The sequence below is a fragment of the Actinacidiphila polyblastidii genome (genome assembly GCF_036353415.1).
Taxonomy (GTDB): domain Bacteria; phylum Actinomycetota; class Actinomycetes; order Streptomycetales; family Streptomycetaceae; genus Actinacidiphila; species Actinacidiphila polyblastidii.
Map to the genome: position 1 here is coordinate 48,614 of NZ_JAZEWV010000005.1, position 24,864 is coordinate 73,477.

17 protein-coding genes are annotated in these 24,864 nt (G+C 73.8%); 14 read left to right on the forward strand and 3 right to left on the reverse strand.

The genetic code is table 11. The features are described 5' to 3' along the window. Window positions 1-73: 73 nt before the first annotated feature. Window positions 74-2,146, forward strand: a complete 2,073-nt coding sequence (malQ, locus tag V2S66_RS08610; protein ID WP_330793964.1) for a 4-alpha-glucanotransferase — start codon at window positions 74-76, stop codon at window positions 2,144-2,146. Between the two features lie 47 nt (window positions 2,147-2,193). Then, window positions 2,194-2,436: a hypothetical protein gene (locus tag V2S66_RS08615; RefSeq protein ID WP_413966332.1), complete on the forward strand. Its 243-nt coding sequence runs from the start codon at window positions 2,194-2,196 to the stop codon at window positions 2,434-2,436. A 258-nt stretch (window positions 2,437-2,694) separates the two neighbouring features. Here the strand turns inward: V2S66_RS08615 and V2S66_RS08620 are convergent, their stop codons facing one another. The 3 genes from V2S66_RS08620 to V2S66_RS08630 form a co-directional block, all read right to left on the reverse strand. Further along, window positions 2,695-4,122, reverse strand: coding sequence for an alkaline phosphatase family protein (locus V2S66_RS08620; protein WP_330793965.1), 1,428 nt, complete (start codon window positions 4,120-4,122; stop codon window positions 2,695-2,697). 525 nt (window positions 4,123-4,647) lie between these two features. Then, window positions 4,648-7,221 carry an aminopeptidase N gene (gene pepN / locus V2S66_RS08625; RefSeq protein WP_330793966.1) on the reverse strand — a complete coding sequence of 858 codons (2,574 nt, stop codon included), beginning with the start codon at window positions 7,219-7,221 and terminating at the stop codon, window positions 4,648-4,650. Between the two features lie 368 nt (window positions 7,222-7,589). Then, the gene (locus V2S66_RS08630) at window positions 7,590-8,126 is read right to left on the reverse strand and encodes an HNH endonuclease (protein ID WP_330793967.1); all 537 of its coding nucleotides are present in this window, start codon (window positions 8,124-8,126) and stop codon (window positions 7,590-7,592) included. Window positions 8,127-8,441: 315 nt separating this feature from the next. Here V2S66_RS08630 and V2S66_RS08635 point away from each other — a divergent pair, with 315 nt between their 5' ends. The 12 genes from V2S66_RS08635 to V2S66_RS08690 all read left to right on the forward strand — a co-directional run bounded on the left by V2S66_RS08635 (window position 8,442) and on the right by V2S66_RS08690 (window position 24,850). Beyond that, window positions 8,442-9,398, forward strand: coding sequence for a mechanosensitive ion channel family protein (locus tag V2S66_RS08635; protein ID WP_330794163.1), 957 nt, complete (start codon window positions 8,442-8,444; stop codon window positions 9,396-9,398). A gap of 249 nt (window positions 9,399-9,647) precedes the next feature. Next, window positions 9,648-10,877, forward strand: coding sequence for an ROK family transcriptional regulator (locus V2S66_RS08640; protein WP_330793968.1), 1,230 nt, complete (start codon window positions 9,648-9,650; stop codon window positions 10,875-10,877). Window positions 10,878-11,005: 128 nt separating this feature from the next. Further along, on the forward strand, window positions 11,006-12,337 hold the full coding sequence (locus V2S66_RS08645) for an extracellular solute-binding protein (RefSeq protein WP_330793969.1): 1,332 nt from the start codon (window positions 11,006-11,008) through the stop codon (window positions 12,335-12,337). Further along, window positions 12,337-13,287, forward strand: coding sequence for a carbohydrate ABC transporter permease (locus V2S66_RS08650; RefSeq protein ID WP_330793970.1), 951 nt, complete (start codon window positions 12,337-12,339; stop codon window positions 13,285-13,287). The genes V2S66_RS08645 and V2S66_RS08650 overlap by 1 nt, the downstream gene beginning before the upstream one ends. 5 nt (window positions 13,288-13,292) lie before the next feature. Continuing rightward, a complete protein-coding gene (locus V2S66_RS08655) occupies window positions 13,293-14,201 on the forward strand; it encodes a carbohydrate ABC transporter permease (protein WP_330793971.1) in 909 nt (302 codons plus the stop codon). Continuing rightward, entirely contained in the window at window positions 14,198-15,460 is a 1,263-nt protein-coding gene (locus tag V2S66_RS08660; protein WP_330793972.1) for a 6-phospho-beta-glucosidase, read from the forward strand. The genes V2S66_RS08655 and V2S66_RS08660 overlap by 4 nt, the downstream gene beginning before the upstream one ends. A 56-nt stretch (window positions 15,461-15,516) precedes the next feature. Beyond that, a complete protein-coding gene (locus tag V2S66_RS08665; protein ID WP_330794164.1) occupies window positions 15,517-16,491 on the forward strand; it encodes an N-acetylglucosamine kinase in 975 nt (324 codons plus the stop codon). A 301-nt stretch (window positions 16,492-16,792) separates the two neighbouring features. Next, window positions 16,793-18,247 carry a hypothetical protein gene (locus V2S66_RS08670; protein ID WP_413966333.1) on the forward strand — a complete coding sequence of 485 codons (1,455 nt, stop codon included), beginning with the start codon at window positions 16,793-16,795 and terminating at the stop codon, window positions 18,245-18,247. A gap of 35 nt (window positions 18,248-18,282) precedes the next feature. Then, window positions 18,283-19,293, forward strand: coding sequence for a glutamate ABC transporter substrate-binding protein (locus V2S66_RS08675; protein ID WP_413966334.1), 1,011 nt, complete (start codon window positions 18,283-18,285; stop codon window positions 19,291-19,293). Between the two features lie 100 nt (window positions 19,294-19,393). After that, window positions 19,394-20,683 carry a hypothetical protein gene (locus V2S66_RS08680; RefSeq protein ID WP_330794167.1) on the forward strand — a complete coding sequence of 430 codons (1,290 nt, stop codon included), beginning with the start codon at window positions 19,394-19,396 and terminating at the stop codon, window positions 20,681-20,683. Window positions 20,684-20,851: 168 nt separating this feature from the next. Beyond that, window positions 20,852-23,359 (forward strand): serine/threonine-protein kinase, encoded by a 2,508-nt coding sequence (locus tag V2S66_RS08685; RefSeq protein ID WP_330794168.1) that lies wholly within the window; start codon window positions 20,852-20,854, stop codon window positions 23,357-23,359. 3 nt (window positions 23,360-23,362) lie between these two features. Next, window positions 23,363-24,850, forward strand: a complete 1,488-nt coding sequence (locus tag V2S66_RS08690; RefSeq protein WP_330793973.1) for a protein phosphatase 2C domain-containing protein — start codon at window positions 23,363-23,365, stop codon at window positions 24,848-24,850. Window positions 24,851-24,864: the final 14 nt, after the last annotated feature.

Consider the following 24,864-nt stretch of genomic DNA (forward strand, 5'->3'; position numbering starts at 1 on the left):
GCGCGGCTGCGGGAAGGGTTCCGCTGCACCCAGTGAGGCGGCCCGAGCGGCCGCCCGTGAGGACGGAGGCCCGATGACCCGGGAACGGCTCGCCGCCATGTACGGCGTGGACGTCGCCTACCACTCTGCGCCGGGCGTGGCGAGCCCCGTCCCGGTCGACACGGTGATCGCCGTCCTCGGGTCCCTCGGCGTGGACGCCGGCACCGACCGCGCGGTGCGCGACGCGCTGGCCGCCGCCGAGCAGCACCGCAGCCACGCGCTGCTGCCGCCGTGCACGGTGCTGACGGCCGGCCGCCGCACCCTGGAGGGCGTGCTGCCCGGACTGCCGGAGGGCACCCAGCTGACCGTGCACGCCGGGGCGGGCGACGCGCTGCCGGAGACTCCGCGCGCTCCCGGCCGGTACACGCTGCGCGCCGCCGCCCCCGACGGCAGGACCGCGCACGGCGACCTGGTGGTGGCGCCGGCCCGGCTGCCCGGACCGCAGGGGCGGACCTTCGGCTTCATGGCGCAGCTGTACTCGGTGCTGTCCGCGCGCTCCTGGGGGATGGGCGACCTCGGCGACCTGGCCGACCTCGCCGCCTGGTCGGGCCGCACGCTCGGCGCGGGCTTCCTGCAGATCAACCCGCTGCACGTGGCGGTGCCGGGACACCCCACCGACCCCTCCCCGTACCGCCCCTCCTCGCGCCGCTTCCGCGACCCGGTGTACCTGCGGATCGAGGCGGTCCCGGAGTACGCGTACCTGCCGCCGGACGCCCGCGAGGAGACCGACCGGCTGCTGCGCAGGGCCGCCGCGCTGCGCGACAACGTGCTGCTCAAGGACGCCCTGATCGACCGGGACGCGGTGTGGGAGCTGAAGGCCGCCGCGCTGGCGCTGCTGCGGGCGGTGCCGCTGAGCCCCGGGCGCCGCGCGGCCTACGCCGACTTCCTCGCCGAGCAGGGCCAGGCGCTGGACGACCACGCCACCTGGTCGGCGCTCGCCGAACTGCACGGCCCCGACTGGCACACCTGGCCGGCCGCGCTGCGCGACCCGCGCTCGACGCAGGTGGCCAGGGCGCGCAGCGCGCACCTGGACCGGGTGGACTTCCACAGCTGGCTGGCCTGGCTGACCGACGGCCAGCTCGCCGAGGCGCAGCGCGCGGCGCGGGACTCCGGCATGCCGGTGGGCATCGTGCACGACCTGGCGGTCGGCGTGCACCCGGGCGGCTCCGACGCCTGGTCGATGCAGGACGTGCTGGCGGCCGGCATGTCGATCGGCGCCCCGCCGGACGCCTTCAACGCCCGCGGCCAGGACTGGGGGCTGCCGCCATGGCGTCCCGACGCGCTGGCCGCCACCGGCTACGCGCCCTACCGGGACCTGGTCGCGCGGATGCTGCGGCACGCGGGGGGCCTGCGGATCGACCACGTGATGGGCCTGTTCCGGCTGTGGTGGGTGCCGCAGGGCCGCCCGCCGACGGAGGGCACGTACGTCCGCTACGACGCGGAGGCGATGCTCGGACTGCTGGCGCTGGAGGCGTACGAGGCGGGCGCGGTGGTGATCGGCGAGGACCTCGGCACGGTCGAGCCCGGGGTGCGCGACGAGCTGGCCGACCGCGGCGTGCTGGGCACCTCGGTGCTGTGGTTCGAGCGCGACTACACCGGCGAGAACGCCGACCGGCGGCCGCTGCCGCCGTCCGCGTGGCGCGAGTCCTGCCTGGCCACGGCGACCACCCACGACCTGCCGAGCACCGCGGCCCGGCTGACCGGCGAGCACGTGGAGCTGCGGCACCGGCTGGGGCTGCTGACCCGGCCGCTCGCCGAGGAGCAGGCGGCGGACGCCGCCGAGGTGGCCGAGTGGATCGCACTGCTGAACCGGCTGCGGCTGCTGCCGGAGGGCGCCGCTGACGAGGAGGCCGTGGTCAAGGCGGTGCACCGGTTCCTGGCCCGCACGCCGGCGCGGATGGTCGGGGTGTGGCTGCCCGACGGGGTCGGCGACCGCAGGCCGCAGAACCTTCCGGGCACCTCGGACGCCTACCCGAACTGGCGGCTGCCGGTCGCGGACGCCCAGGGCACGCCGCTGACGCTGGAGCAGCTGGCCGCGTCCCGCAGACTGCACGACCTGGCCGAGGAGGTCAGACGGGCGCTGGGGGACGGCGCGCGCACCCCGTAAGGCACCCCGGGCGCGCGGGCCGGGACCGCGGTCACTACATTGAGCGCGTGGACAAGAAGCTCAACAAGAAGGTCATGCGCGCCGGGGTCGTCACCACGGGCACGGCGCTGATGCTGCTGATCTCGTCGCCGGCGTTCGCGCTGACCCGCGACGACGGTGACGACCCGGGTTCCGGCCTGAGCGTCCTCCAGACGCTCGGCCTGTTCGTGGCGATCCCGCTGGCGCTGTTCGGCATCATCGCCGGCCTGGTCATCGTGACCGACAAGTCCCGCAAGCAGCAGCAGGGCTGACGCCCTCGCCGGTCCTGCGGCGCCACCCGGGAGCGGCCGTCCGGCCGCTGCCGCGCTGAGGCGTACCGTCGTCGCGCGACGCGCGGGCCCACCCGAACGGTCCCGCAGCGCGCGGGCCGGGAAATGGGTGCGGGCCGATGGAGCCCGAGCAGCGTGCGACGGCCGACGCAGCCGCCCGCGCGACCGCCCGATCGCCCGGACGGTGGTCGGCCGGTGGTCAGCCGCTGAGCTGAGGACGGCAGAGCCCTGGGACGCCGGTCACACGTGCGGACGGGTCCCTGGCTCCTGCTGCGGGAGCGACTGGGCGGCGCCCGGCAGCTCCGGCTTGGGCAGGTTCGCCACCTCCTGCACGGCCACGGCCAGTTGCGCCGCGGTGTCCCCGGGCAGCGTGGGCGGCGGCGCGACCGGTTCGGTGAAGCGGAAGACGGACGTCAGATCGCCGAAGGTGCTGCGGCGCCAGGCGGAGATGTTGGGCTCCTGGACGCCGGTCAGGTGTTCGAGGAGCCGCAGCGGCGAGGTGTGGTCGAAGGTCTCGCTCGCCACGTAGCCGCCGGCCGTCCACGGCGACACGACGATCGCCGGGACCCGGAAGCCCGCACCGATGGGCAGCCCCTGCACGTACTCGTCCGCGGTGCCCGCGGGCGCCGTCGGCGGCGGCACGTGGTCGAACAGGCCGTCGTTCTCGTCGTAGTTGAGGATGAAGGCGGTCTTCGCCCACACCGCAGGGTTGGCCGCGACAGCCTCCAGCTTCTTGGCGACGAAGTCCGCGCCGGCGGCCGGCAGGTAGTCCGGGTGCTCGGACTGGACGCTGGTCGGGATGATCCAGGAGACGGTCGGCAGCCGGTCGTTGCGCGCGTCCTCCTCGAAGGCGTCGGCGGCCTGCGGGCGCACACCCTGCTCGTAGAGCGCGGAACCGGGCTGCGCGTTCTTGAAGTTGGCGAAGTACTCCAGCACGTTGCAGCCGTAGTCGTCGTCCTCCTGGTAGACCTTCCAGCTCACCCCGGCCGCCTGGAGCCGCTCGGCGTAGGTGGTCCAGGTGTACGGCTTCGGGTCGCTGTTGGAGATCACCGGGCCGCCCCTGGCGCCGCCGGGGTCGATGGTGCCGGTCATCCAGTACAGCCGGTTGGGCCAGGTGGGGCCCATCACCGAGCAGAAGTAGCTGTCGCAGACGGTGAAGGTCTCGGCGAGCGCGAACTGGAACGGGATGTCCTCGCGCGTGTAGTAGCCCATCACGTACGGGCCGTTGGCGCCGTCGGCGGCGCGGTGGGCCGGCAGCCACTTGTCCATCGCGCCGTTGTTCCACGCCTGGTGCTGCACCGACCAGGCGTGGCTGGTCGAGGGGATGGCCTGGGCGCTGGTGCTCTTGGTGTCCAGGCGGAACGGCAGCACGTACCCGTCGGGGTTGACGCTGTCGGGCTGGTGGAAGACCGAGCGGCCGGTGGACAGGGTCAGCGCGGCGGGGTCGGCGAAGCCGCGTACCCCCGAAAGGGTGCCGAAGTAGTGGTCGAAGGAGCGGTTCTCCTGCATCAGCAGCACGACGTGCTGGATGTCGGCGATCGAACTCCTGCGGGGCGGGCCGGCCGCCACCGCCTTCTGCACGCTGGGGGGCAGCAGTGCGAGCGCCGCCGCACCGCCGATGGCGCCCGCCGCCGATCCGAGGAGCCGGCGTCGTGTCAGCTCGGCCATGGACGTTCCTCCCTAGAGCTGTGACCAGGACGTCGAGCCTGGGCGCGCTGAGCGTGGAGCGGTGAGGGGGGCCGGGGGTGGACACGTGGCCGAGAAGCAGGACGCGGTTGCCTCACCTTGACCCGATTCGAGCGGGGGTCACGGAAGGCACGCCGGGGCGATCGGAGGATGCCCCCGCCCGGCGGAGGGCCGGCCCACCCGACCTCCCCGTCCCGGCCGTCGCAGGTCAGCGGGGCGGTCAGGTCCGGATGCGGGGGCGGGGGGGGGCGGGAGCGCACCCACCCGGTGCGCGGCGCACGGCCCCGGTGCAGCGGCCGGCGTCCAGCTCGGCGTGCGCCGGCTCGGCGGTGTGGGCGGTGGTCCGCAGGCGCGCCGCCGCCCGGCGGGGTGCGCGTCGGTCATCGCGGCGCCCGCGGGGCGGCGGGCGGCGCAGGCGTGGCGGGCGGCGGCCGGTCCCCCGGCGGCCCGGCTGCGGGCCGGACCGCCGGGGGGCGGGCCTGTGACGGGGGCCGGAGCCCCCGGGGCTCAGCCGGTGGTGGCCTGAGCGTCGACGGACTGGGCCCTGAGCGCACGCTCGACGCCCGCGCGGGACTCGACCACCAGGCGGCGCAGCGGCGCGGTGGGCTCGGCGTCGGCCAGCCAGGCGTCGGTGGCGTCCAGCGTGGCCTGCGAGACCTGGAGCGACGGGTAGAGGCCGACCACGATCTGGTGGGCCATCTCGTGGCTGCGGGACTCCCAGACCTCCTTGACCGCCTCGAAGTACCGCTCGCCGTAGGGCGCGAGCAGCTCGCGCTGGTCGGTCTGCACGAAGCCGCCGATGACGGCCTCCTGCGTCGAGTTCGGCAGCTTGTCGCCCTCGACGACCGAGGCCCACACCTCGGCCTTGGCCTCGGCGGTGGGACGGGCCGCCCGCGCGCCCGCGGCATGCTGCTCGCCCGCGGAGGTCGCGTCGCGCACCAGCTCGGCGTCGATCGCCTCGTCGCCCGCCACGCCGGTCGCGGCCAGCCGGGTCAGCAGCGCCCAGCGCAGATCGGTGTCCACGGCCAGGCCCTCGTAGCCGCGGGTGCCGTCGAGCAGGCCCTGCAGGATGTCCAGCTGGTCGGGGGTGCGCGCGGTGTCGGCGAACGCCCGCGCCCAGGCCAGCTGGTGGTCGCTGCCGGGGGCCGCGGTCTGCAGCTGGGCCAGCGTCGCCTCGGTCCAGCGGCTCAGGCCGGTGTCGCGCCACGCCGGATCGGCGTACAGGTCCAGGGCCAGCTTCACCTGGCGGTGCAGCGACTGCACCACACCGATGTCGCTCTCCTTGACGATGCCGTGCAGCACCAGCTCCAGGTAGTCGCGGGTGGCCAGCTCGCCGTCCCGTGTCATGTCCCAGGCGGAGGCCCAGATCAGCGCGCGCGGCAGCGACTCGGTGAAGTCGCCGACGTGGTCGCGGACGGTGGCCAGCGACTGCTCGTCCAGCCGGACCTTGGCGTAGGACAGGTCGTCGTCGTTGAGCAGGACGACGTCCGGGCGGCGCACGCCGGTCAGCTCCGGCACCTCGGTCAGGTCGCCCTCCACGTCCAGCTCGACGCGGGTGGTGCGGACCAGCCTGCCGTCCTGGAGGTCGTAGCCGCCGACGGCGATGCGGTGCGGCCGGAGCACCGCCGCGCCCTTGGCGCCGGCCGGCAGGTCGGGGGCCTCCTGGCGGACGGCGAAGGAGGTGATCACGCCGTCCGCGTCGACCGTCAGCTCGGGCCGCAGCACGTTGATGCCCGCGGTCTCCAGCCACGCCTTCGACCAGGTCTTCAGGTCGCGTCCCGAGGTCTCCTCCAGCGCGCCCAGCAGGTCGGTGAGCCGGGTGTTCCCCCACGCGTGGCGCTTGAAGTACGCCTGCACGCCGGCGAAGAAGGCGTCCGTCCCGACGTAGGCGACGAGCTGCTTGAGCACCGAGGCGCCCTTGGCGTACGTGATCCCGTCGAAGTTGACGAGCACGTCGTCCAGGTCGTTGATCTCCGCCATGATCGGGTGGGTCGAGGGCAGCTGGTCCTGCCGGTAGGCCCAGGTCTTCATGGAGTTGGCGAAGCTCGTCCAGGAGTGCGGCCAGCGGGAGCCGGGGGCGTCCGCCTGGCAGGCGATCGAGGTGTACGTCGCGAACGACTCGTTCAGCCAGAGGTCGTTCCACCACTCCATGGTGACCAGGTCGCCGAACCACATGTGCGCCAGCTCGTGCAGGATCGTCTCGGCCCGCAGCTCGTACGCGGAGTCGGTGACCTTGGAGCGGAAGACGTACTGGTCGCGAATGGTGACCGCGCCGGCGTTCTCCATCGCGCCGGCGTTGAACTCCGGGACGAAGAGCTGGTCGTACTTGGCGAACGGGTAGTCGTACGCGAACTTCTCCTGGAACCAGTCGAAGCCCTGCCGGGTGACCTCGAAGATCGCCTCGGCGTCGAGGTGCTCGGCCAGCGAGGGGCGGCAGTAGATGCCGAGCGGGACGCTGCGGCCGCCGCCCTCCCAGCTGCTGTGCACGGCGGTGTACGGGCCGGCGATCAGCGCGGTGATGTACGTGGAGATCCGCGGGGTCGGCGCGAAGGTCCACACGCCGTCCGCGTCGGGCTCCGGGGTCGGGGAGTTGGAGATCACGGTCCAGCCCTCGGGCGCCTTCACCGTGAAGGCGAAGGTCGCCTTGAGGTCGGGCTGCTCGAAGCTGGCGAAGACCCGGCGGGCGTCCGGGACCTCGAACTGCGTGTAGAGGTAGGCCTGCTTGTCGACCGGGTCGACGAAGCGGTGCAGGCCCTCACCGGTGTTGGTGTACGCGCACTCGGCGACGACCCGCAGCTCGTTCGCCCCCGCCTTGATGCCGGGCAGCGCGATCCGCGAGTCCTGGAAGGCCGTCTCCGGGTCCAGGGACTCGCCGTTGAGCACCACCTCGTGCACGGCGGGCGCGACCAGGTCGATGAAGGTCGCGCCGGCCTCGCGCGCCTCGAACGTCACGGTGGTCACCGAACGGTAGGTCCCCCCGTCCTGGGCCCCGCCGAGATCCAGCTCGATCGCATACGCGTCCACGGTGAGCAGGCGCGCACGCTCCTGCGCCTCCTCACGCGTGAGGTTCGTACCAGCCACAGCGGCCCACTCCTTCTCGTCAGGTGAGACGCCCATCCTCACACACCCTCCGACCACCCCGCGGAAGCCCTGTGGACAACCCGCCCGGCACGGCTTCCGCGCCCGCTCCGGGCCCGCCGCCCGCACCGATTTCCGAACCCCGCGACCCGGTCACCCCGCACCCGGCGGCGCGGCGGCCGCGCCGCCCGCCCGTCCGCCCGGCCACGGGCCCGCCCGCCCCCGCGCCGATCGCACGGCGGGGCGCGGGCGCACGACGCGCGGGCCGGGTCCGCGCGGCCGTGATCGATCGGGGGCAGCGCGCGGGCCGCGCCCTCGACCGGCGAAACCGCAGGCCGAGGGCGCGGCCCGGATAAAGCAGAGCCCGGATCTCAGGCTGAGATGCCGTCGATCCGGGCCAGGGCGTCGTCCGCGCCGAAGGGTTGCAGGTATGGCAGCCAGCGCGGGTCCCGGTGCCCGGTCCCGATGATCCGCCAGGCGAGCCCGGACGGCGGGGCGGGTTGATGGCGCAGCCGCCAGCCCAGCTCCGCGACGTGGCGGTCGGCCTTGACGTGGTTGCAGCGCCTGCACGCGGCCACCACGTTGTCCCAGGCGTGCTGTCCGCCGCGGCTGCGCGGGATGACGTGGTCGACGCTGGTGGCGGCGGCTCCGCAGTACGCGCACTTGCCGCCGTCGCGGGCGAAGAGTGCTCGGCGGGTGAGAGGCACCGTGCCCCGAAAGGGCACGCGCACGAATTTGGTGAGTTTCACGACGCTGGGCGCCGGGAGCGCCTGTGACTCGCTGTGCAGATAGGCGCCGGATTCCTCGAGGCACACGGCCTTGTTGTTGAGCACGAGGACGAGCGCGCGGCGGAGCGGTACGACGCCGAGCGGCTCGTACGACGCGTTCAGGACCAGGACATGCGGCACGGATGCCTCCTTTAACGCCGGCGGCGCGTGGCTCGCGCCGGGACGATCTGGCTCAAGTCTCTCCGGAAGGCGGTGCGGCGCGCCACCATGCCCGGGTAACGGACCGGGGGTGTTTTGGACCACACCCTTGGTGGCGCGGGGGCGGGCGCGCGGGCGCGTCGGTGGGCTCATACTCCTTTGTTCCCCGCTCCGGCGCCTCTCCGCTCCTCGAACGTGCAATGAGAACGCATCGGTCGGGCGGTTAGATTGGAGGCTTCCCCACCACGCCGGAGGTTCTCGCCCGTGTCCACCGCGACGCCCCTCGCCGCCGCACCCATGGCCCTTCCCCGTACCGCAGCGCAAGCGGGCAGCTGGGTCGACGACAATTGGGCCGGATGGCTGCAGGCGGGGCTGAGAATCCTGCTCATCGTGGTCATCGCGGCGGTGCTGCGCACGGTGGTGCGCCGGGCCATCAGCCGGACCATCGAACGGATGAACAAGGGCGTCGAGGTGGCGGCCGGCACCGCGCTCGGCGGCCTGCTGGTCAACGCGGAGCGGCGCAAGCAGCGCAGCGAGGCGATCGGCTCGGTGCTCAGGAGCGTCGCGTCCTTCCTGATCATGGGGACGGCGGCGCTGACCGTGCTGTCGGTGCTGAAGATCAACCTGGCCCCGCTGCTGGCCAGCGCGGGCGTGGCGGGCGTGGCGATCGGTTTCGGCGCCCGCAACCTGGTGACCGACTTCCTGTCCGGGGTCTTCATGATCCTGGAGGACCAGTACGGCGTCGGCGACCAGATCGACGCGGGCGTGGCCTCCGGCACGGTCGTCGAGGTGGGCCTGCGGGTGACCAAGCTGCGCGGCGACAACGGCGAGATCTGGTACGTGCGCAACGGCGAGGTCAAGCGGATCGGCAATCTCAGCCAGGGCTGGGCCACCGCGGTGGTCGACGTCCAGGTGGGCGCCGGCGAGGACCTGGAGCGGGCCCGTACGGTGATCACCGCGACGGCCGAGGAGATGGCCAAGACCGACCCGTGGGACGAGCGGCTCTGGGAGCCGGTGCGGGTGCTCGGCCTGGAGTCGGTGGGCGCGGACTCGGTGGTGATCCAGGCGCAGGCCAAGACCATGCCGGGGCAGGCGGCCGCGGTGGCGCGGGAGCTGCGCTGGCGGATCAAGCGGGCCTTCGACGCGGCCGGCATCGTGATGGTCAGCGGCTCGCCCTCGGCGTCTGCCAGGGAGGCGCCCACGGCGATCTCCGAGGTCCCCGCGGTGCCGCCGCAGCCCGCCGGCGAGGACTGACCCGGCCCACGGCGGGGCCGCGGCGAGGGCCGGCCCGGCCCGCCCGGCGGGCGCCCGCCCGGTCCACCCCCTGTTCCTGCCGTACGGCCCCTGGCACGCTGGATGCGCCAGGGGCCGCAGGTGTGCGCGGGGAGAGCGAAGGTAACGACTTGGGGGACGCAGCGCCGACCCCTCTTGACGCTCCGCTGACAGCGGGCCTACCTTGACTTTCACCAATAGGAAAGTTTCCTAACAGTGACCTGAGGGAGGATGGCGCGCATGGCTGGCACCCCTGGAACGCCGCGCGTCCTGCGCGCCATGAACGACCGCGCCGCGCTCGACCTCCTGCTGGAGCACGGCACCCTGTCCCGGACCCGGATCGGCAAGCTGACCGGCCTGTCCAAGCCCACCGCCTCGCAGCTGCTGGCCCGGCTGGAGGCCGCGGGGCTGGTGCTGGCGACCGGCACCACCGCGGGCCGCCCCGGGCCGAACGCGCAGCTGTACTCGGTGAACCCGGCCGCCGCGTACGTCGCGGGGCTGGACGTGAACAGCGAGCGGATCAGGGCCGCCGTCGCCGACATCACCGGCCGCACCGTCGGCACCTTCCGGCTGCTCACCCCGAGCCGCCGGGCCGGCAGCGCGGTGGAGCAGGTCGGCCAGGCCCTGGACGGCGCGGTGAAGGCCGCCGGGCTCAGCCGGGCCGACGTCCACCGGGTGGTGGTCGGCACGCCCGGCGCCTTCGACCCCAGCACCGGCCGGCTGCGCTACGCCAGCCACCTGCCCGGCTGGCACTCCGCGAGCCTGCTCGACGAGCTGGCCGCGGCGCTGCCGATGCCGCTGGAGTACGACAACGACGTCAACCTCGCGGCGGTCGCCGAGCAGCGGATCGGCTCGGCCCGCGGCCACGACGACTTCGTGCTGCTGTGGAACGAGGAGGGCATCGGCGCCGCCATCGTCATCGGCGGCCGGCTGCACCGCGGCTGGACCGGCGGCGCCGGCGAGGTCGGCTTCCTGCCGGTCCCCGGCACCCCGCTGGTGCGCAACGTCGCCAAGGCCAACAACGGCGGCTTCCAGGAGCTGGCCGGCTGCAACGCCGTCCTCACCATCGCCCGCGAGCTGGGCATCGACGTGCCGGCCGGCACCCAGCCGGAGGCCGCCGCGCAGCTGCTCACCACGGCCGCCCGGCTGCACGAGGAGGCCGGCCCGCAGGCCGGGTCGGGACCCTACGCGGAGCTGCTGGCGCGCTGCGCCACCGGGACCGCGGTCGGTCTGGCCTCGCTGGTGGCGGTGCTCGACCCGGAGCTGATCGTGCTGTCGGGCGACGTGACCGTCGCCGGCGGCGAACCGCTGCGCGCGCTCATCCAGTCGGAGCTGGCCGAACTGGCAGTGCCGCGGCCCCGGTTGGTGCTCGGCACGGTCCAGACCCACCCGGTGCTGAGCGGCGCGCTGGAGAGCGCGCTGGCCACGACCCGCGACGAGGTGTTCGACACCGCGCGCTGACCGCACACCGCACCACCCGACCCCGTACCCCCTACCCGTCCGGCCGAGCGGAACGGCGCCCCCGCCGCCCCGCCGGCACCTCACACCCTCGCCCAGTCCCCAGCCCCCAGTCCCGGAGGTAAAGAGCAGTGTCCCGTCTGACGAAGGCCACGGCCGCACTCGCGGCCACCGCCGCGATAACCCTGCTCGCGAGCGCGTGTACCGGGCAGAACTCGTCCTCCGCGAGCGACGACGCGAGCAAGGACGTCACCATCACCTTCTGGCACGGCTGGACGGCCGCGAACGAGCTGAAGGCGATCAACGACAACGTCGCCCGGTTCGAGAAGGCCCACCCCAACATCCACGTCAAGGTGCAGAGCAACATCACCGACGACAAGATCAACCAGGCGCTGCGGGCGGGGGGTTCCAAGGCCCCCGACGTCGTCTCCTCCTTCACCACCGACAACGTCGGCCAGTTCTGCTCCTCGGGCGCCTTCGCCGACCTGGCGCCCTTCCTGGCCAAGGACAAGATCGACCCCGCGGCGACCTTCCCCAAGCCGATGCTGGAGTACACCCAGTACCAGGGCAAGCGCTGCGCGCTGCCGCTGCTGGGCGACGCGTACGGCCTGTACTACAACAAGAAGGCGTTCGCGGCGGCCGGCATCACCGCGCCGCCGAAGACACTCAGCGAGTTCAAGGCCGACGCGGTCAAGCTGACGAAGCCCGACGGGAGTTCGTACTCCCAGCTCGGCTACATGCCGGACTTCCACGGCTACGAGTCGACCACGACCCACCTGGCCGCGCAGTGGGGCGTGAAGTACTTCGACGCCGCCGGCAAGTCGCAGGTCGCCAAGGACCCCGGTTTCGCGGCGATGTTCGACTGGCAGCAGGACATGGTCAAGTCGCTCGGCGGCTTCGCCAAGCTGGAGAAGTTCCGCACCGGCTTCGGTGACGAGTTCGGCGCCAAGAACCCGCTGCAGACCGGCCAGGTCGCGATGGGCATCGACGGCGAGTGGCGGCTCGGCATGGCCAAGGACGCCGGCATGAACGACCTCGGCGTGGCGCCCTTCCCGGTCCCCGACGACCAGGCGGCCAGCTACGGCAAGGGCTACCTGTCCGGCACGATCATCGGCGTCGCCAACACCAGCGCCAAGAAGAACGCGGCCTGGGAGCTGGTGAAGTTCATGACCACCGACACCGACGCGGTGGTCTCCTTCGCCAACGCCATCCACAATGTGCCCTCCACGCTGGCCGCGCTGAAGTCGCCGAAGCTCGACCCCGACCCCGGCTTCAGGACCTTCATCGGCATCGCGCAGAACCCGGACAGCACCACCACCCCGCCCAGCATCAACGGCGGCGCGTACCAGCTGACGCTCCAGGACTTCGGCTACGCCTACGAGTCGGGCAAGTCCAAGAACCTCACGACCGGTCTGCAGGGCGTCGACACACAGGTCGACAAGGACATCGCGCAGGCCCAGTGATGAGCGCCGCCGTCCACCCGCTGCTGCGGGCCAAGCGCCGCAGGAACGCCCTGCGCACCCTGGGCTTCCTGTCGCCGTGGATCATCGGGTTCAGCGTCTTCTTCGTCTACCCGCTGCTGTCCACCGTCTACTTCTCCTTCATGCACTACAACGGCATCAACCCGCCGACCTGGACGGGCGGGAAGAACTGGAGCTACGTCTTCACCGACTACCCGTTCTTCTGGCCCGCGCTGCGCAACACGCTGTGGCTGGTCGTCGTGATGGTGACCCTCCGGGTGGTCTTCGGCCTCGGCATCGGGCTGCTGATCACCAAGATCAAGACCGGTGCGGGGTTCTTCCGCACCGCCTTCTACCTGCCCTACCTGGCGCCGCCGGTGGCCGCCACGATGGCCTTCGTCTTCCTGCTCAACCCCGGTACCGGGCCGGTGAACCACCTGCTGGGCGACGTCGGCCTGCCGACCCCCGGCTGGTTCACCGACCCGCACTGGTCCAAGCCGGCGCTGACCGTGCTGGCCGTGTGGGGCATCGGCGACCTGATGGTGATCTTCATGGCCGCGCTGCTCGACGTGCCGAAGGAGCAGTACGAGGCGGCCGAGCTGGACGGCGCCGGCTCCTGGCAGCGGTTCCGCTTCGTGACGCTGCCGAACATCTCGCCGATCGTGATGTTCGCGGTGGTCACCGGGGTCATCCAGACCATGCAGTACTACACGCAGCCGCTGGTCGCGGGGAAGGTCGCCTCCGGCGTGATCGGCAACTCCGGGCAGCAGTTCGAGCCCGGCTACCCCGACAAGTCGACGCTGACCCTGCCGCAGCTCGTCTACAGCCAGGGCTTCCAGCACTTCGACTACGGCTCCGCGTGCGTGATCGCGCTGGTGCTGTTCGTGCTCTCCATGGCGTTCACCGCGCTGCTCATGCGCCGCCGCAGCGGCTTCCTGTCGGCGGAGGACTGATTCCGATGACCCAGGCGACTCTCGCCCGCAACACCCCCGCCCGGGGCGCCGCCCCCGGCGCGGACGCCCGCGCCCGCCGCTCGCTGCGGCGGCGCAGGACGCTGCACTGGATCGGCGTACACGCGCTCGGCATCGCCGCCGCCGCGTTCTTCATCCTGCCGTTCGTCTTCGTGCTGCTCACCGCGCTGATGAGCGACAACCAGGCGCTCACCCGCGACCTGTGGCCGCACCCCTTCCAGTGGTCGAACTTCAGCACCGTGTGGCACACCCCGGGCTTCCTGACCTGGTGGCGCAACACCCTGCTGTACGCGGTCGGCGGCACCGTCCTGACCGTGGTGTCGTCACTGCCGGTGGCCTACGCGCTCGCCAAGTTCCGCTTCCGCGGCCGCAATCTGGTCATGGTGCTGGTCATCTCGACGATGATGCTGCCGCCGCAGGTGGTCATCATCCCGATGTACCTGTTCTGGACCAAGCAGATGGGAATGGACGGCACCCTGTGGCCGCTGATCATCCCGATGGCGTTCGGCGACGCGTTCACCATCTTCCTGCTGCGGCAGTTCCTGCTGACCATCCCCAAGGAGTACACCGAGGCCGCGAAGGTCGACGGCTGCGGTGAACTGCGCACCCTGGTCACGGTGATCGTGCCGATGATCAGGCCGGCCATCGCGGCGGTCGCGCTGTTCCAGTTCTTCTACTGCTGGAACGACTACTTCGGGCCGCAGATCTACGCGAGTTCCAACCCGGCCGCCTGGACGCTCAGTTACGGCCTGGAATCCTTCAAGGGAGCCCACCACACCAACTGGAACCTCACCATGGCCGCGACCGTCCTCGTGATGGCGCCGGTGATCGTGGTCTTCTTCTTCGCGCAAAAGGCCTTCATCGAAGGCGTGACCCTGACGGGAGTCAAGGGATGAAACTGGCAGTCGTGGGCGGCGGGTCCACGTACACCCCCGAACTGATCGACGGATTCGCGCGGTTGCGCGACACCCTGCCGGTCGAGGAGCTGGTACTGGTCGACCCGGCCGCGGACCGGCTCGAACTGGTGGGGGGCCTGGCCCGCAGGATCTTCGCCAAGCAGGGGCACCCCGGCCGGATCGTGACCACCGCGGACCTGGAGGCGGGCGTCGAGGGCGCCGACGCGGTGCTGCTGCAGCTGCGCATCGGCGGCCAGGCGGCCCGCAACCAGGACGAGACCTGGCCGCTGGAGTGCGGCTGCATCGGGCAGGAGACCACCGGCGCCGGCGGCCTGGCCAAGGCGCTGCGCACCGTCCCGGTGGTGCTGGACATCGCCGAACGGGTGCGCAGGGCCGCCCCGGACGCCTGGATCATCGACTTCACCAACCCGGTGGGCATCGTCACCCGGGCGCTGCTGCAGGCCGGCCACAAGGCGGTCGGCCTGTGCAACGTGGCGATCGGCTTCCAGCGCAAGTTCGCCGCGCTGCTGGACGTCGCGCCCGAGCAGGTGCACCTGGACCACGTCGGCCTCAACCACCTGACCTGGGAGCGCGGGGTGCGCCTGGGCGGCCCGGACGGCGCGGACATGCTGCCCAAGCTGCTCGCCGAGCACGGCGACGCCATCGCCGACGACCTGCACATGCCGCGGCAGATCGTCGACCGGCTCGGCGTGGTGCCGTCCTACTACCTGCGCTACTACTACGCGCACGACGAGGTGGTGCGCGAACTGGGGACCAAGCCGTCGCGGGCCGCGGAGGTCGCCGCGATGGAGAAGCAGCTGCTGGAGATGTACGGCGATCCGGCGCTGGACGAGAAGCCCGCGCTGCTGGCCAAGCGCGGCGGCGCCTTCTACTCCGAGGCGGCGGTCGCCCTGGCCTCCTCGCTGCTGCGCAACACCGGCGACGTCCAGGTGGTCAACGCCTACAACAACGGCACGCTGCCCTTCCTGCCCGACGACGCCGTCATCGAGGTGCCCGCCGTGGTGGACGCCACCGGCACCGCGCCGCTGCCCGTCCCCGCGCTGGAGCCGCTGTACGCCGGCCTGATCGCCAACGTGACCGCGTACGAGGACCTGGCGCTGGAGGCGGCGCTGCGCGGCGGCCGGGACCGGGTCTTCACCGCGCTGCTCGCGCACCCGCTGATCGGGCAGTACGAGTACGCGGAGGCGCTGACCGACCGTCTGATCGCGCACAACCGGGAGCACCTCGCGTGGGCGTGACCGTCCCCCAGAGCCTCCGGCCTGGGAGGTATCCCCAGCCGCTCGTCCCCGGCGGGATACTCGCCGTCGACGCCGGCAACAGCAAGACCGACGTGGCGCTGGTCGCCGCCGACGGGACGGTGCTCGGCGCCGCCCGCGGCGGCGGCTTCCAGCCGCCGACCGTCGGGATCGCCGCGGCCGTCGCGACGGTCGCCGAGATCGTGGAACGGGCCGCCGCGGCGGCCGGCCTGCGCGTCGAGGAGCCGGGCGGCAGACCGCTGGCCGCGCACACCTCGGCGTGTCTGGCCAACGCCGACCTTCCGGTCGAGGAACGGCAGTTGGAGGCCGCGGTGCACGCCCGCGGCTGGGCGCGCAGCACCAGGGTCGCCAACGACACCTTCGCGATCCTGCGGGCCGGCGTGGACGAGCCGCGCGGCGTGGCGGTGGTGTGCGGCGCCGGCATCAACTGCGTGGGCATGCTGCCGGACGGCCGCACCGCGCGGTTCCCGGCGATCGGCAAGATCTCCGGCGACTGGGGCGGCGGCTCCGGCCTCGCCGAGGAGGCGCTGTACTACGCCGCCCGCGCCGAGGACGGGCGCGGCGAGCCCACCGCGCTGGCCGCCACGCTGCCCGCGCACTTCGGGCTCGGCTCGATGTACGCGCTGATCGAGGCGCTGCACCTGGAGCGGATCGCGCCGGCCAGGCGGCACGAGCTGACGCCCGTGCTCTTCACCACCTCGGACGCCGGCGACGCGGTCGCGCGGCGCATCGTGGACCGGCAGGCCGAGGAGATCGTGGCGCTGGCCGCGGTCGCGCTCGGCCGGCTCGGCCTGCTCGACGAGGAGGCCGACGTGGTGCTGGGCGGCGGCATCATGGCCGCGGGGAACCCGTACCTGATGGACGGGCTCACCGAGCGGCTCGCCTCCCGCGCGCCCAAGGCCCGACCCCATGTGGTGACCGCGCCGCCGGTGCTCGGCGCCGCGCTGCTCGGCCTGGACCACACGGCGGCCCCCGCCGAGTCGCACGCCCGGCTGCGCGCGCACTACTCCTGACGTCCCGTGCGGCCCGCCCGGCCCGCACGGCCCGGCCCGCACGGGCCGGTGCGGCGGGTCCGGTGCGTCAGGTCCGGTGCGGCGGGCGCCGCGTGACGGCCGGTCGGCCGGGGACGGCGTCCGCGGGCGTCCCGGGAACGTTTCCGGGGCGCCCGCGGGCATGCCCCGGCGGAACCGGCGGGACCGGTCGCGGCGTGTGGGCGGGTGGGGGCTCGGGGAGGATCCCCGGGGGACGCTGGAGCAGTACGGCCGGCGGCAGCCATACTGCTGGTCGACAGCGGTATTCGCAGGGGGAGGGTGCGTGACGCAGACACCGACACGGGGCGGCGGGCCGGGCACGGGCGGTGTGCGCGCCGGGAGCCTGCCGGACGCCGGGGCGCCCGGCCTCCCCGGCGGTCCCTCGGCGCCCGCCGCGCCCCGGCCCGCCTGGACGGACTCCGCGGCGCGGGTGCGCGCCGCGGCCACCACGGAACCGGGCCGGCTGCGCATCATCGGCGCCGTGCTCGCCCTGCTCGTCGTCGCCTTCGGCGCCGTCACCGCCTGGCAGATCCAGGACCGCTCCACCGCCGCGGGCAACGTGCTGGACCACAGCGCGCCGCTCAGCGCGAAGGCCGCCGACATCTACCGGTCGCTGGCGGACGCCGACGCGACCGTCACCGGCGGCTTCCTGGTGGGCGGTCAGGAGCCCGCGGCGGTCTCCGCGCGGTACCAGAAGGACGTCAGGACCGCCGCGAACCTGATCGCCGAGGCCGCGGCCAACAACCAGGGCTCCGCCGAGGCGCGCAGCCAGATCTCCGCGCTCAACGAGCAACTGCCGTACTACACGCAGCTGGTCGCCACCGCGCAGGCCGACAACCGGCAGGGTCTGCCGCTGGGCGGCGCGTATCTGCGGTACGCCAACGACCAGATGCGCAAGAAGGGCGGCCTGCTGGACGCCGCCGACAAGCTCTACCAGGCCGAGACCGAGCGGCTCGGCCACGACTACGACCACGCGAAGGCACTGCCGTGGGCCGCCTGGGGGCTGGGCCTGGTCGCGCTGGCCGCGCTGGTGTGGGCGCAGCGGAGGCACTACCGGCGCACCAACCGGGTGTTCAACCGCGGCATGGTCGCGGCCAGCGGCGCCTGCGCGGTGGTGCTGATCTGGCTGCTGGTCGGGCACACCGTGGCGCGCGCCCAGCTCGACGAGTCCGCCCGGCACGGCTCCAAGTCGCTGCAGGTGCTCAACACCGCCCGGATCGCGGTGCTCCAGGCCCGCGGCGACGAGAACCTGACGCTGGTGGCGCGCGGCTCCGGCGAGGCGTACGAGGCCAACTTCAGCACCGGCATGAACGGCCTCGCGGGCAACGACCCCCGAGGCGTCGGCGGCCGGCTCGCGCAGGCGCTCGCGCTCGCCGACGACCCGGCGGGGCGCGCCCCGGTGGACACCGCGATCAAGAGCGTGCAGACCTGGCGCGGCCGGCACACCGCCGCCCGCGCCAGCGACGACAACGGCGACTACACCACGGCCGTCGCCGACGTGATCGGCGGCAAGGACAGCAAGGGGAAGGTCGTCCAGGCGACCACCGGCCAGTGCTTCGACAACGTCGACCGCAGCCTTCAGCTGGCGGTCGGCCAGGAGACGAGGGAGTTCGAGAGCGCCGCGGGCGACGGCAGGGGCGCCCTGTCGATGCTTCCGGCGGGCGCGGGCCTGCTGGCGGTGCTCGCGGCGGCGGGAGCGGTCTTCGGCATCGGACGTCGACTGTCGGAGTACCGGTGAACGGCGGGCGCGGCGGGCCGCGCGGGAGGCGTACGGTGCAGCGCAGGTGGCGGGGCTGGGGCGGCGTGGCGACGATGGCGGCGGCCTGCACACTGGCCGTGGCGGCCACCCTCACCCCGCTGGGCGACTGCGCGCACGCACAGGCGCGGGCCACGTCCCGGGCACAGCAGACCGGGCAGCCGCGGGGCCGGGTGCAGCAGGGCGAGGCACGGCAGGCGCGCTGGACGACGCCGCTGGACGCCTCGGGCAGCTGTGACGCGAGCCTGCGGCCGACGTCCGGTACGACCGACGGCGCGGCGGTGCGGCGGATCAAGGACCGCGGCCGGCTGATCGTCGGCGTGGACCAGAACAGCTACCTGTGGGGCTTCCGCGACCCCGCCAGCGGCACCTTCGCCGGCTTCGACATCGACATCGTGCACGCGATCGCCCAGGACATCCTGGGCGACCCCGACGCGGTGCAGTTCCTGACCGTGCCCACCGACCAGCGGATACCGGCGATACAGGAGCACAAGGTCGACATGGTGGTGCGCACCATGACGATCAACTGCGACCGGACCCGCCAGGTCGCCTTCTCCACCGCCTACTTCACGGCCGGACAGCAGATCCTGGTGGCGAACGGATCGACGGTCTCCGGCTTCGACGACTCCCTGGAGCACCGCACCGTCTGCACCGCCGACGGCTCGACCGGCGAGACCAAGCTGCGGCAGGACCCGCACGGCGCCACCGTGCTCACCGTCGACAACCAGCTCGACTGCCTCGTCAGACTGCAACTGGGTCTGGCCGACGCCGTGTTCACCGACAACGCGCTGGCCGCGGGACAGGCCGCGCAGGACCCCTCGGTGCGCCTGGTCGGACAGCCGGTCACCCAGGAGCCGTACGGTGTGGCCATGAACCTCGGCGACTCCGATCTGGTACGCAGGGTCAACAGCGTGCTGGAGGCGTACCGTTCGGGCGGCACGGACAGTCCGTGGATGCGCTCCTACCGGCACTGGCTGCAGGCCGACCTGCCGGGGATCGACGGGCCGCCGCCGCCCGCGTACAGGTGACGGCCGCCGGCGGACCGGCGGCCGGTCGACGGATTCGGGCGGCCGGCGGATCGGGGCCGCGGACGGACATGAACGGGTGACGGAGACGGAAGAGGGTGCGATGGCGGTCGCGGGACCAGCCGGACCGGTGATGAGCCGGGAGGACGTGGACCGGGCCCTGGCACGTCTCGGGGCCGAGCACGAGGCGATCGAGTCGTCCCTGTTCGCCCTGCAGGACCACTCGGGCCGCAGGCTGCTGGAGGGCGCGGAGCTGACCGGCGTCACCAGGGAGCGGTGGGCGGTCACCGACGCGGCCGTCACCTCGCTGTGGACGCACTTCGAGGCGTACACCGGCGCGCTGGAGGACGCCCGCGAGCTGCGGGCCCGCCGCCGCTGGCCGACGCAGACCGAACTGGCCCGGCTGACCGAGCTGTTGCGCGGCGACGGGGTGACCGTCACCGGCGCGGCGGTGCCCGACGCGGCCCGCGCGCTGACCGGCCCGGCCCGGCTGACCGAGCACCTGAGCCTGGACGAGCTGCTGCGCCGGATGAACGGCTGGTACGACCAGGCGATGGAGACGGTGGCCGCGGCCGACTCGGTGTGGTCCGCGCTGCCCGCCAGGATCGACCTGCTGGCCGCCGAGACCCAGCGGGTGCGCTCGCTCGCCCACTCGGTGGGCGTGCGGCCCGGCGCCCATCCCAGCGGTGACGACCTGGAGGAGCTGATCGCCGAGCTGACCGCGCTGCGCGCGCAGACCGTCTCCGACCCGCTGGCCTTCTGGCGGGCCGCGCCCACCCCCGGGCGGCCGGACACCGCCCGCTACGAGGACGCCGGCCGCCGTCTGGAGGACATCCGCCGCGAGGTCGAGGCCGTGCTGCACGTGCGCGACGACGCGGAGCACCGCCTCAAGCGGCTGCGGGACGTGCTGTCCAGGGCCGACCGCACCCTCACCGAGGCGCGCGCCGCGCGGGTCGAGGTGCTCTCCAAGATCCTCGCCTCCGACGTGCCCGCGGTCAGCGGCCCGGCCTCGGCGCTGCACGAACGGCTCGCCGCCGCCGAGGAGTTCGCCAGGACCGCGCGATGGCACCGGCTCTCCCCGCTGCTCGACGGCCTGGAGGAGCAGGCCGACGAGGAGCTGCTGCGGGCCCGCGACTCGCTGACCGCGGTGACCGCGCCGCTGGCCGTGCGCGCGGAGCTGCGCGGCCGGCTCGACGCCTACCGGGCCAAGGTGGCCCGGCTCGGCATGGCCGAGGACCCGCTGCTGATAGAGCGCTACGACCAGGCGCGCCGGCTGCTGTGGAGCGCGCCGTGCGACCTGGCCGGGGCCGACCGCACCGTGCGGCGCTACCAGCAGGCGGTCGCCGAGATCGCCGCGCCGCGCACGCCCACGGACCGCGGGGAACCGGGATGACCGGCCCGCGCGTGACCGCAAGTGCGACCGCACGCACATCCGTACCCGTATCCGCACGCACATCCGGACCCGCATCCGCGACGAGGACCACCGGCACCGCAGGGGAAGGCTGAGGGGGAGACCGTGAGCAAGTGCCAACGGCCCGGTTGCGACGGGACCTTGGAGGACATGGGCGACGGCGGGCTGTACTGCGACACCTGCGGCCTCGCGCCGCTGACGGCCGCCGCGTCCGGCGTCGCGCCCCCGGTGCCCGCCGTTCCCTCGGCGCGCGCCAGCGCCGACTCGGGGCGGTCCTCGTCGGGCCACACCTCGCGCTCCTCCCGGTCCACCTCGCAGGCCTCGCGCCGCTCGGTCTCGGGCCGGCTGTCCGAGGCGCTGACCGGCGCGGGCGCCGGACGCTCGGTCTCGGTGCGCAGCGGCCGCGCCGGCGGCAGCGGCCCCACCCGCGGCAAGCTGGGCGCGGGCCTGGTCTCCGTACCGCCGATCCCGCGACCCGACCCGGCCGCCGCCGTGCTGACCGACCCCGAGGTGCCCGAGCGAAAGCGCTACTGCAGCAGGAGCGACTGCGGCGCACCGGTGGGCCGCAGTCGCGGCGACCGCCCGGGACGCACCGAGGGCTACTGCACCAAGTGCGGCCACCCGTACTCCTTCACGCCCAAGCTGCGGGCCGGCGACATCGTGCACGGGCAGTACGAGGTGGTGGGCTGCCTGGCGCACGGCGGGCTCGGCTGGATCTACCTGGCCGTGGACCGCGCGGTGTCCGACCGCTGGGTCGTGCTCAAGGGCCTGCTGGACACCGGCGACGAGGACGCGCTGGCCGCGGCCGTCTCCGAACGCCGCTTCCTCGCCGAGATCGAGCACCCCAACATCGTCCGGATCTACAACTTCGTCGAGCACCTCGACCAGCGCACCGGCACCCTCGACGGCTACATCGTGATGGCCTACGTCGGCGGCAAGTCGATGAAGGAGATCGCCAACGAGCGGCGCACACCGGACGGCAGGCGCGCACCGCTGCCGGTCGCCCAGGCCATCGCGTACGCCATCGAGGCGCTGGAGGCGCTCGGCCACCTGCACAGCCGCAACCTGCTGTACTGCGACTTCAAGGTCGACAACGCCATCCAGACCGAGGACCGGCTGGAGCTCATCGACATGGGTGCGGTGCGGCGGATGGACGACACCGAGTCGGCGATCTACGGCACCGTCGGCTACCAGGCGCCCGAAGTCGCCGAGGTGGGGCCTTCGGTGGCCTCCGACCTGTACACGGTGGCCCGTACGCTCGCCGTGCTGACCTTCGACTTCCAGGGCTACACGAACGTCTTCGTGGACAGCCTGCCCGACCCCGGCAACATCGAGGTCTTCTCCCGCTACGAGTCCTTCTACCGGCTGCTGGTGCGGGCCACCGACCCCGACCCGGGCAAGCGGTTCGCCTCCGCCGAGGAGATGTCCGACCAGCTGCTCGGGGTGCTGCGCGAGGTCGTCGCGCTGGAGACCGGACGGCCGCGGCCGGCCCTCTCCACCCTGTTCGGCCCCGAACTGCGCGTCGTCGACACCGCGTTGGTGCGCCCGGTGACCGGCGACACCTCGGCGCTGGGCGCCGACAGGGCGCTGGAGCGGCAGGCCCGCAGACGAGTCCCCGGAACCGCGGCGCCCGCCCTCGCGGCGCGCGCCCCCGCGCCGGCCGGGCCCGCCGGCGCCTGGGGGCCGTCGATACCGGTCGTCTCGCGGCTCGACCCGGTCGCCGCGGTGCTCGCGCTGCCGGTGCCGCACGTCGATCCGGCCGACCCCAACGCGGGCTTCCTGGCGGGCCTTTCCGCCGCCGCGCCGGCCGAACTGGTCGCGGCCCTCCGGTCGGCGCCGCAGGACTCGGTGGAGAAGCAGCTGCGCGTCGTCCGGGCCTGGCTCGAACTCGGCCAGCACCAGGACGCGTTGGGGACGCTGGCCGAGCTGGAGGCCGACGACGACGCGACCGCCGACTGGCGGGTGGTGTGGCACCGCGGCCTCGCCGCGCTCTGCGCGGGCGACGACGGCGCCGCCGCACTGAGCTTCGACGCGGTGTACGACGCCTTCCCCGGCGAGCCCGCGCCGAAGCTGGGGCTCGCCATCTGCGCCGAGGTGCTCAGCCAGCTCGACAACGCCGCCGAGTACTACCGGCTGGTGTGGACCACCGACCAGAGCTACGTCAGCGCGGCCTTCGGACTGGCCAGGGTGCTGCTGCGGTCCGGCGACAGGGCCGGCGCGGTGCGCGCCCTGGAGTCGGTGCCGGAGTCCTCCATCCACTACACCGCGGCCCGGGTGGCGGCGATCCGCGCCCGGCTGCGCGACCGGGCGCCCGCCGACCCGCTGCTGGACGACCTGCGGGCCGCCGCCCGGCAGGTGGAGGACCTGCAACGGCAGGGACTCGACGCCGACCGGCGCGAGCAGCTCGCCACCGAGGTGCTCGGCAGCGCCCTGGACTGGGTGCTCGCGGGCCGTGTCGGGGAGGCCGGCGGACCCGCCGCGGGCGTACCGTCGACGCACGGCGGCCGGCACCTGCTCGGCGCCGAACTCACCGAGCGCGGCCTGCGGTTCGGCCTGGAGCGCTCGTACCGGGTGCTGGCCCGGCTGGCCCAGCAGGGCGGTACGAGGATCGAACTGGTGGAGCGCGCCAACCGCTTCCGCCCCAGGACCTGGGTGTAACACATGCCACCACTGCCCGAGTCGGCCCGCTCCGCGGCCCCCGCGCCCGCCGCGGCCCGCCAGGCCCGTACGCTCTCCGCCGCGTGTCCGTCCTGCGGCGACCCCCTCGACGCCGAGGACCGCTTCTGCGGCGGATGCGGTCACGACCTGACCGCGGCCGCCCCGCAGCCGGCGCCGGGAGGCGCGGGCGGTTCCGAAGCCGGCTCCGACGGCGCTTCCGACGCGGCCGGGGCGTCGGCCGGGCGGGCGGGCGGCACCCCGCCGGCGCCGAGGGCGGCGGAACCGGCGCCCGAGGCCGCCGCACCGGGCCGCCCGGACGCCGGGCGCGCCGACGACGCCGCCGGCGCAGGTCGCGCCGGTCGCCTCGCCGACGCCGAGAGCACCGACGCCTTCCTGCTCGCGCCCCCGCAGGCCGCCGACTCCGACACCCTCGTGCTGGCCGGCGTCGCCAGGCCCGCCGACCCCCGCGAGGAGATGCGCGACGACGCGCGGGAGCGGGACGTCCCTCAGGAGGAGGCGCGGGAGCAGCCGGCGGCGGGTCGTCCTGACGCGCCCGCGACGCCCACCGCCGACGGCCCGGTCTGCGTGGCCTGCGGGCTCGGCGGCGTCGACGAGGACGGCTACTGCGAGCACTGCGGTCACGCCCAGCCGCGCCAGCGCGACCACCAGGAGAAGGAGTTGGAGGGGGTGGCCGCGGTCAGCGACCGCGGCCTGCGCCATCACCGCAACGAGGACGCCTTCACGCTGGGCACGGCCTCGCTGCCGGACGGCAGCCCCGCGGTGGCCGCCGTGGTGTGCGACGGCGTGTCCACCGCCTACCGGCCCGACGACGCCTCGGCCGCCGCCGCGGCGGCCGGCAGCGACTCCCTGCTCGCCTCGCTGGAGCGCGGCGCCCCGCCCGAGGAGGCCATGCGCACCGCGCTGATGGCCGCCTTCGACGCGGTCGTCGCGCTCGCCGCGGAGGAGGACCCGGACGCCCCGCCGCACCACAACTCCCCCGCCTGCACCTGCGTCAGCGCGGTCGTGACCGGCCCGGTCTTCACCGTCGGCTGGATCGGCGACAGCCGCGCCTACTGGATTCCCGACGACCGCGGCCTGCCCTCCTCCCGGCTGACCGAGGACGACTCGTGGGCGGCCAGGATGGTCGCCGCCGGGCTCATGACGGAGGCGGAGGCGTACGCGGACGAGCGGGCGCACGCCATCACCGGCTGGCTCGGCGCGGACGCGGTCGAGGTCGACCCGCACGTCGCGGCCTTCCAGCCGGAGGGGACCGGTGTGATCGTGGTCTGCACCGACGGACTGTGGAACTACGCGGAGTCCGCCGCGGAGATGGCCGAGGCCGTCCCGCCGGACGCCCGCACCCGGCCGCTGCACAGCGCCCGCGCCCTGCTGGGCCTGGCGCTGGACGGCGGCGGCCACGACAACGTAACGGTCGCGGTGCTGCCGTTCCCGGCCGCCGTGTCACGGGCAGGATTCCCACCCGCCACCTGATGCTTCCGGGGAAG

Excerpts from the sequence above, each read along its gene's own strand:
- V2S66_RS08680 (WP_330794167.1), top strand. The coding sequence starts at position 19,394 with ATGGCGGTCGCGGGACCAGCCGGACCGGTGATGAGCCGGGAGGACGTG.
- malQ (WP_330793964.1), top strand. The coding sequence starts at position 74 with ATGACCCGGGAACGGCTCGCCGCCATGTACGGCGTGGACGTCGCCTAC.
- V2S66_RS08620 (WP_330793965.1), bottom strand. The coding sequence starts at position 4,122 with ATGGCCGAGCTGACACGACGCCGGCTCCTCGGATCGGCGGCGGGCGCC.
- V2S66_RS08655 (WP_330793971.1), top strand. The coding sequence starts at position 13,293 with ATGACCCAGGCGACTCTCGCCCGCAACACCCCCGCCCGGGGCGCCGCC.
- V2S66_RS08650 (WP_330793970.1), top strand. The coding sequence starts at position 12,337 with ATGAGCGCCGCCGTCCACCCGCTGCTGCGGGCCAAGCGCCGCAGGAAC.
- V2S66_RS08635 (WP_330794163.1), top strand. The coding sequence starts at position 8,442 with ATGGCCCTTCCCCGTACCGCAGCGCAAGCGGGCAGCTGGGTCGACGAC.
- V2S66_RS08685 (WP_330794168.1), top strand. The coding sequence starts at position 20,852 with ATGGGCGACGGCGGGCTGTACTGCGACACCTGCGGCCTCGCGCCGCTG.
- V2S66_RS08640 (WP_330793968.1), top strand. The coding sequence starts at position 9,648 with ATGGCGCGCATGGCTGGCACCCCTGGAACGCCGCGCGTCCTGCGCGCC.
- V2S66_RS08690 (WP_330793973.1), top strand. The coding sequence starts at position 23,363 with ATGCCACCACTGCCCGAGTCGGCCCGCTCCGCGGCCCCCGCGCCCGCC.
- V2S66_RS08660 (WP_330793972.1), top strand. The coding sequence starts at position 14,198 with ATGAAACTGGCAGTCGTGGGCGGCGGGTCCACGTACACCCCCGAACTG.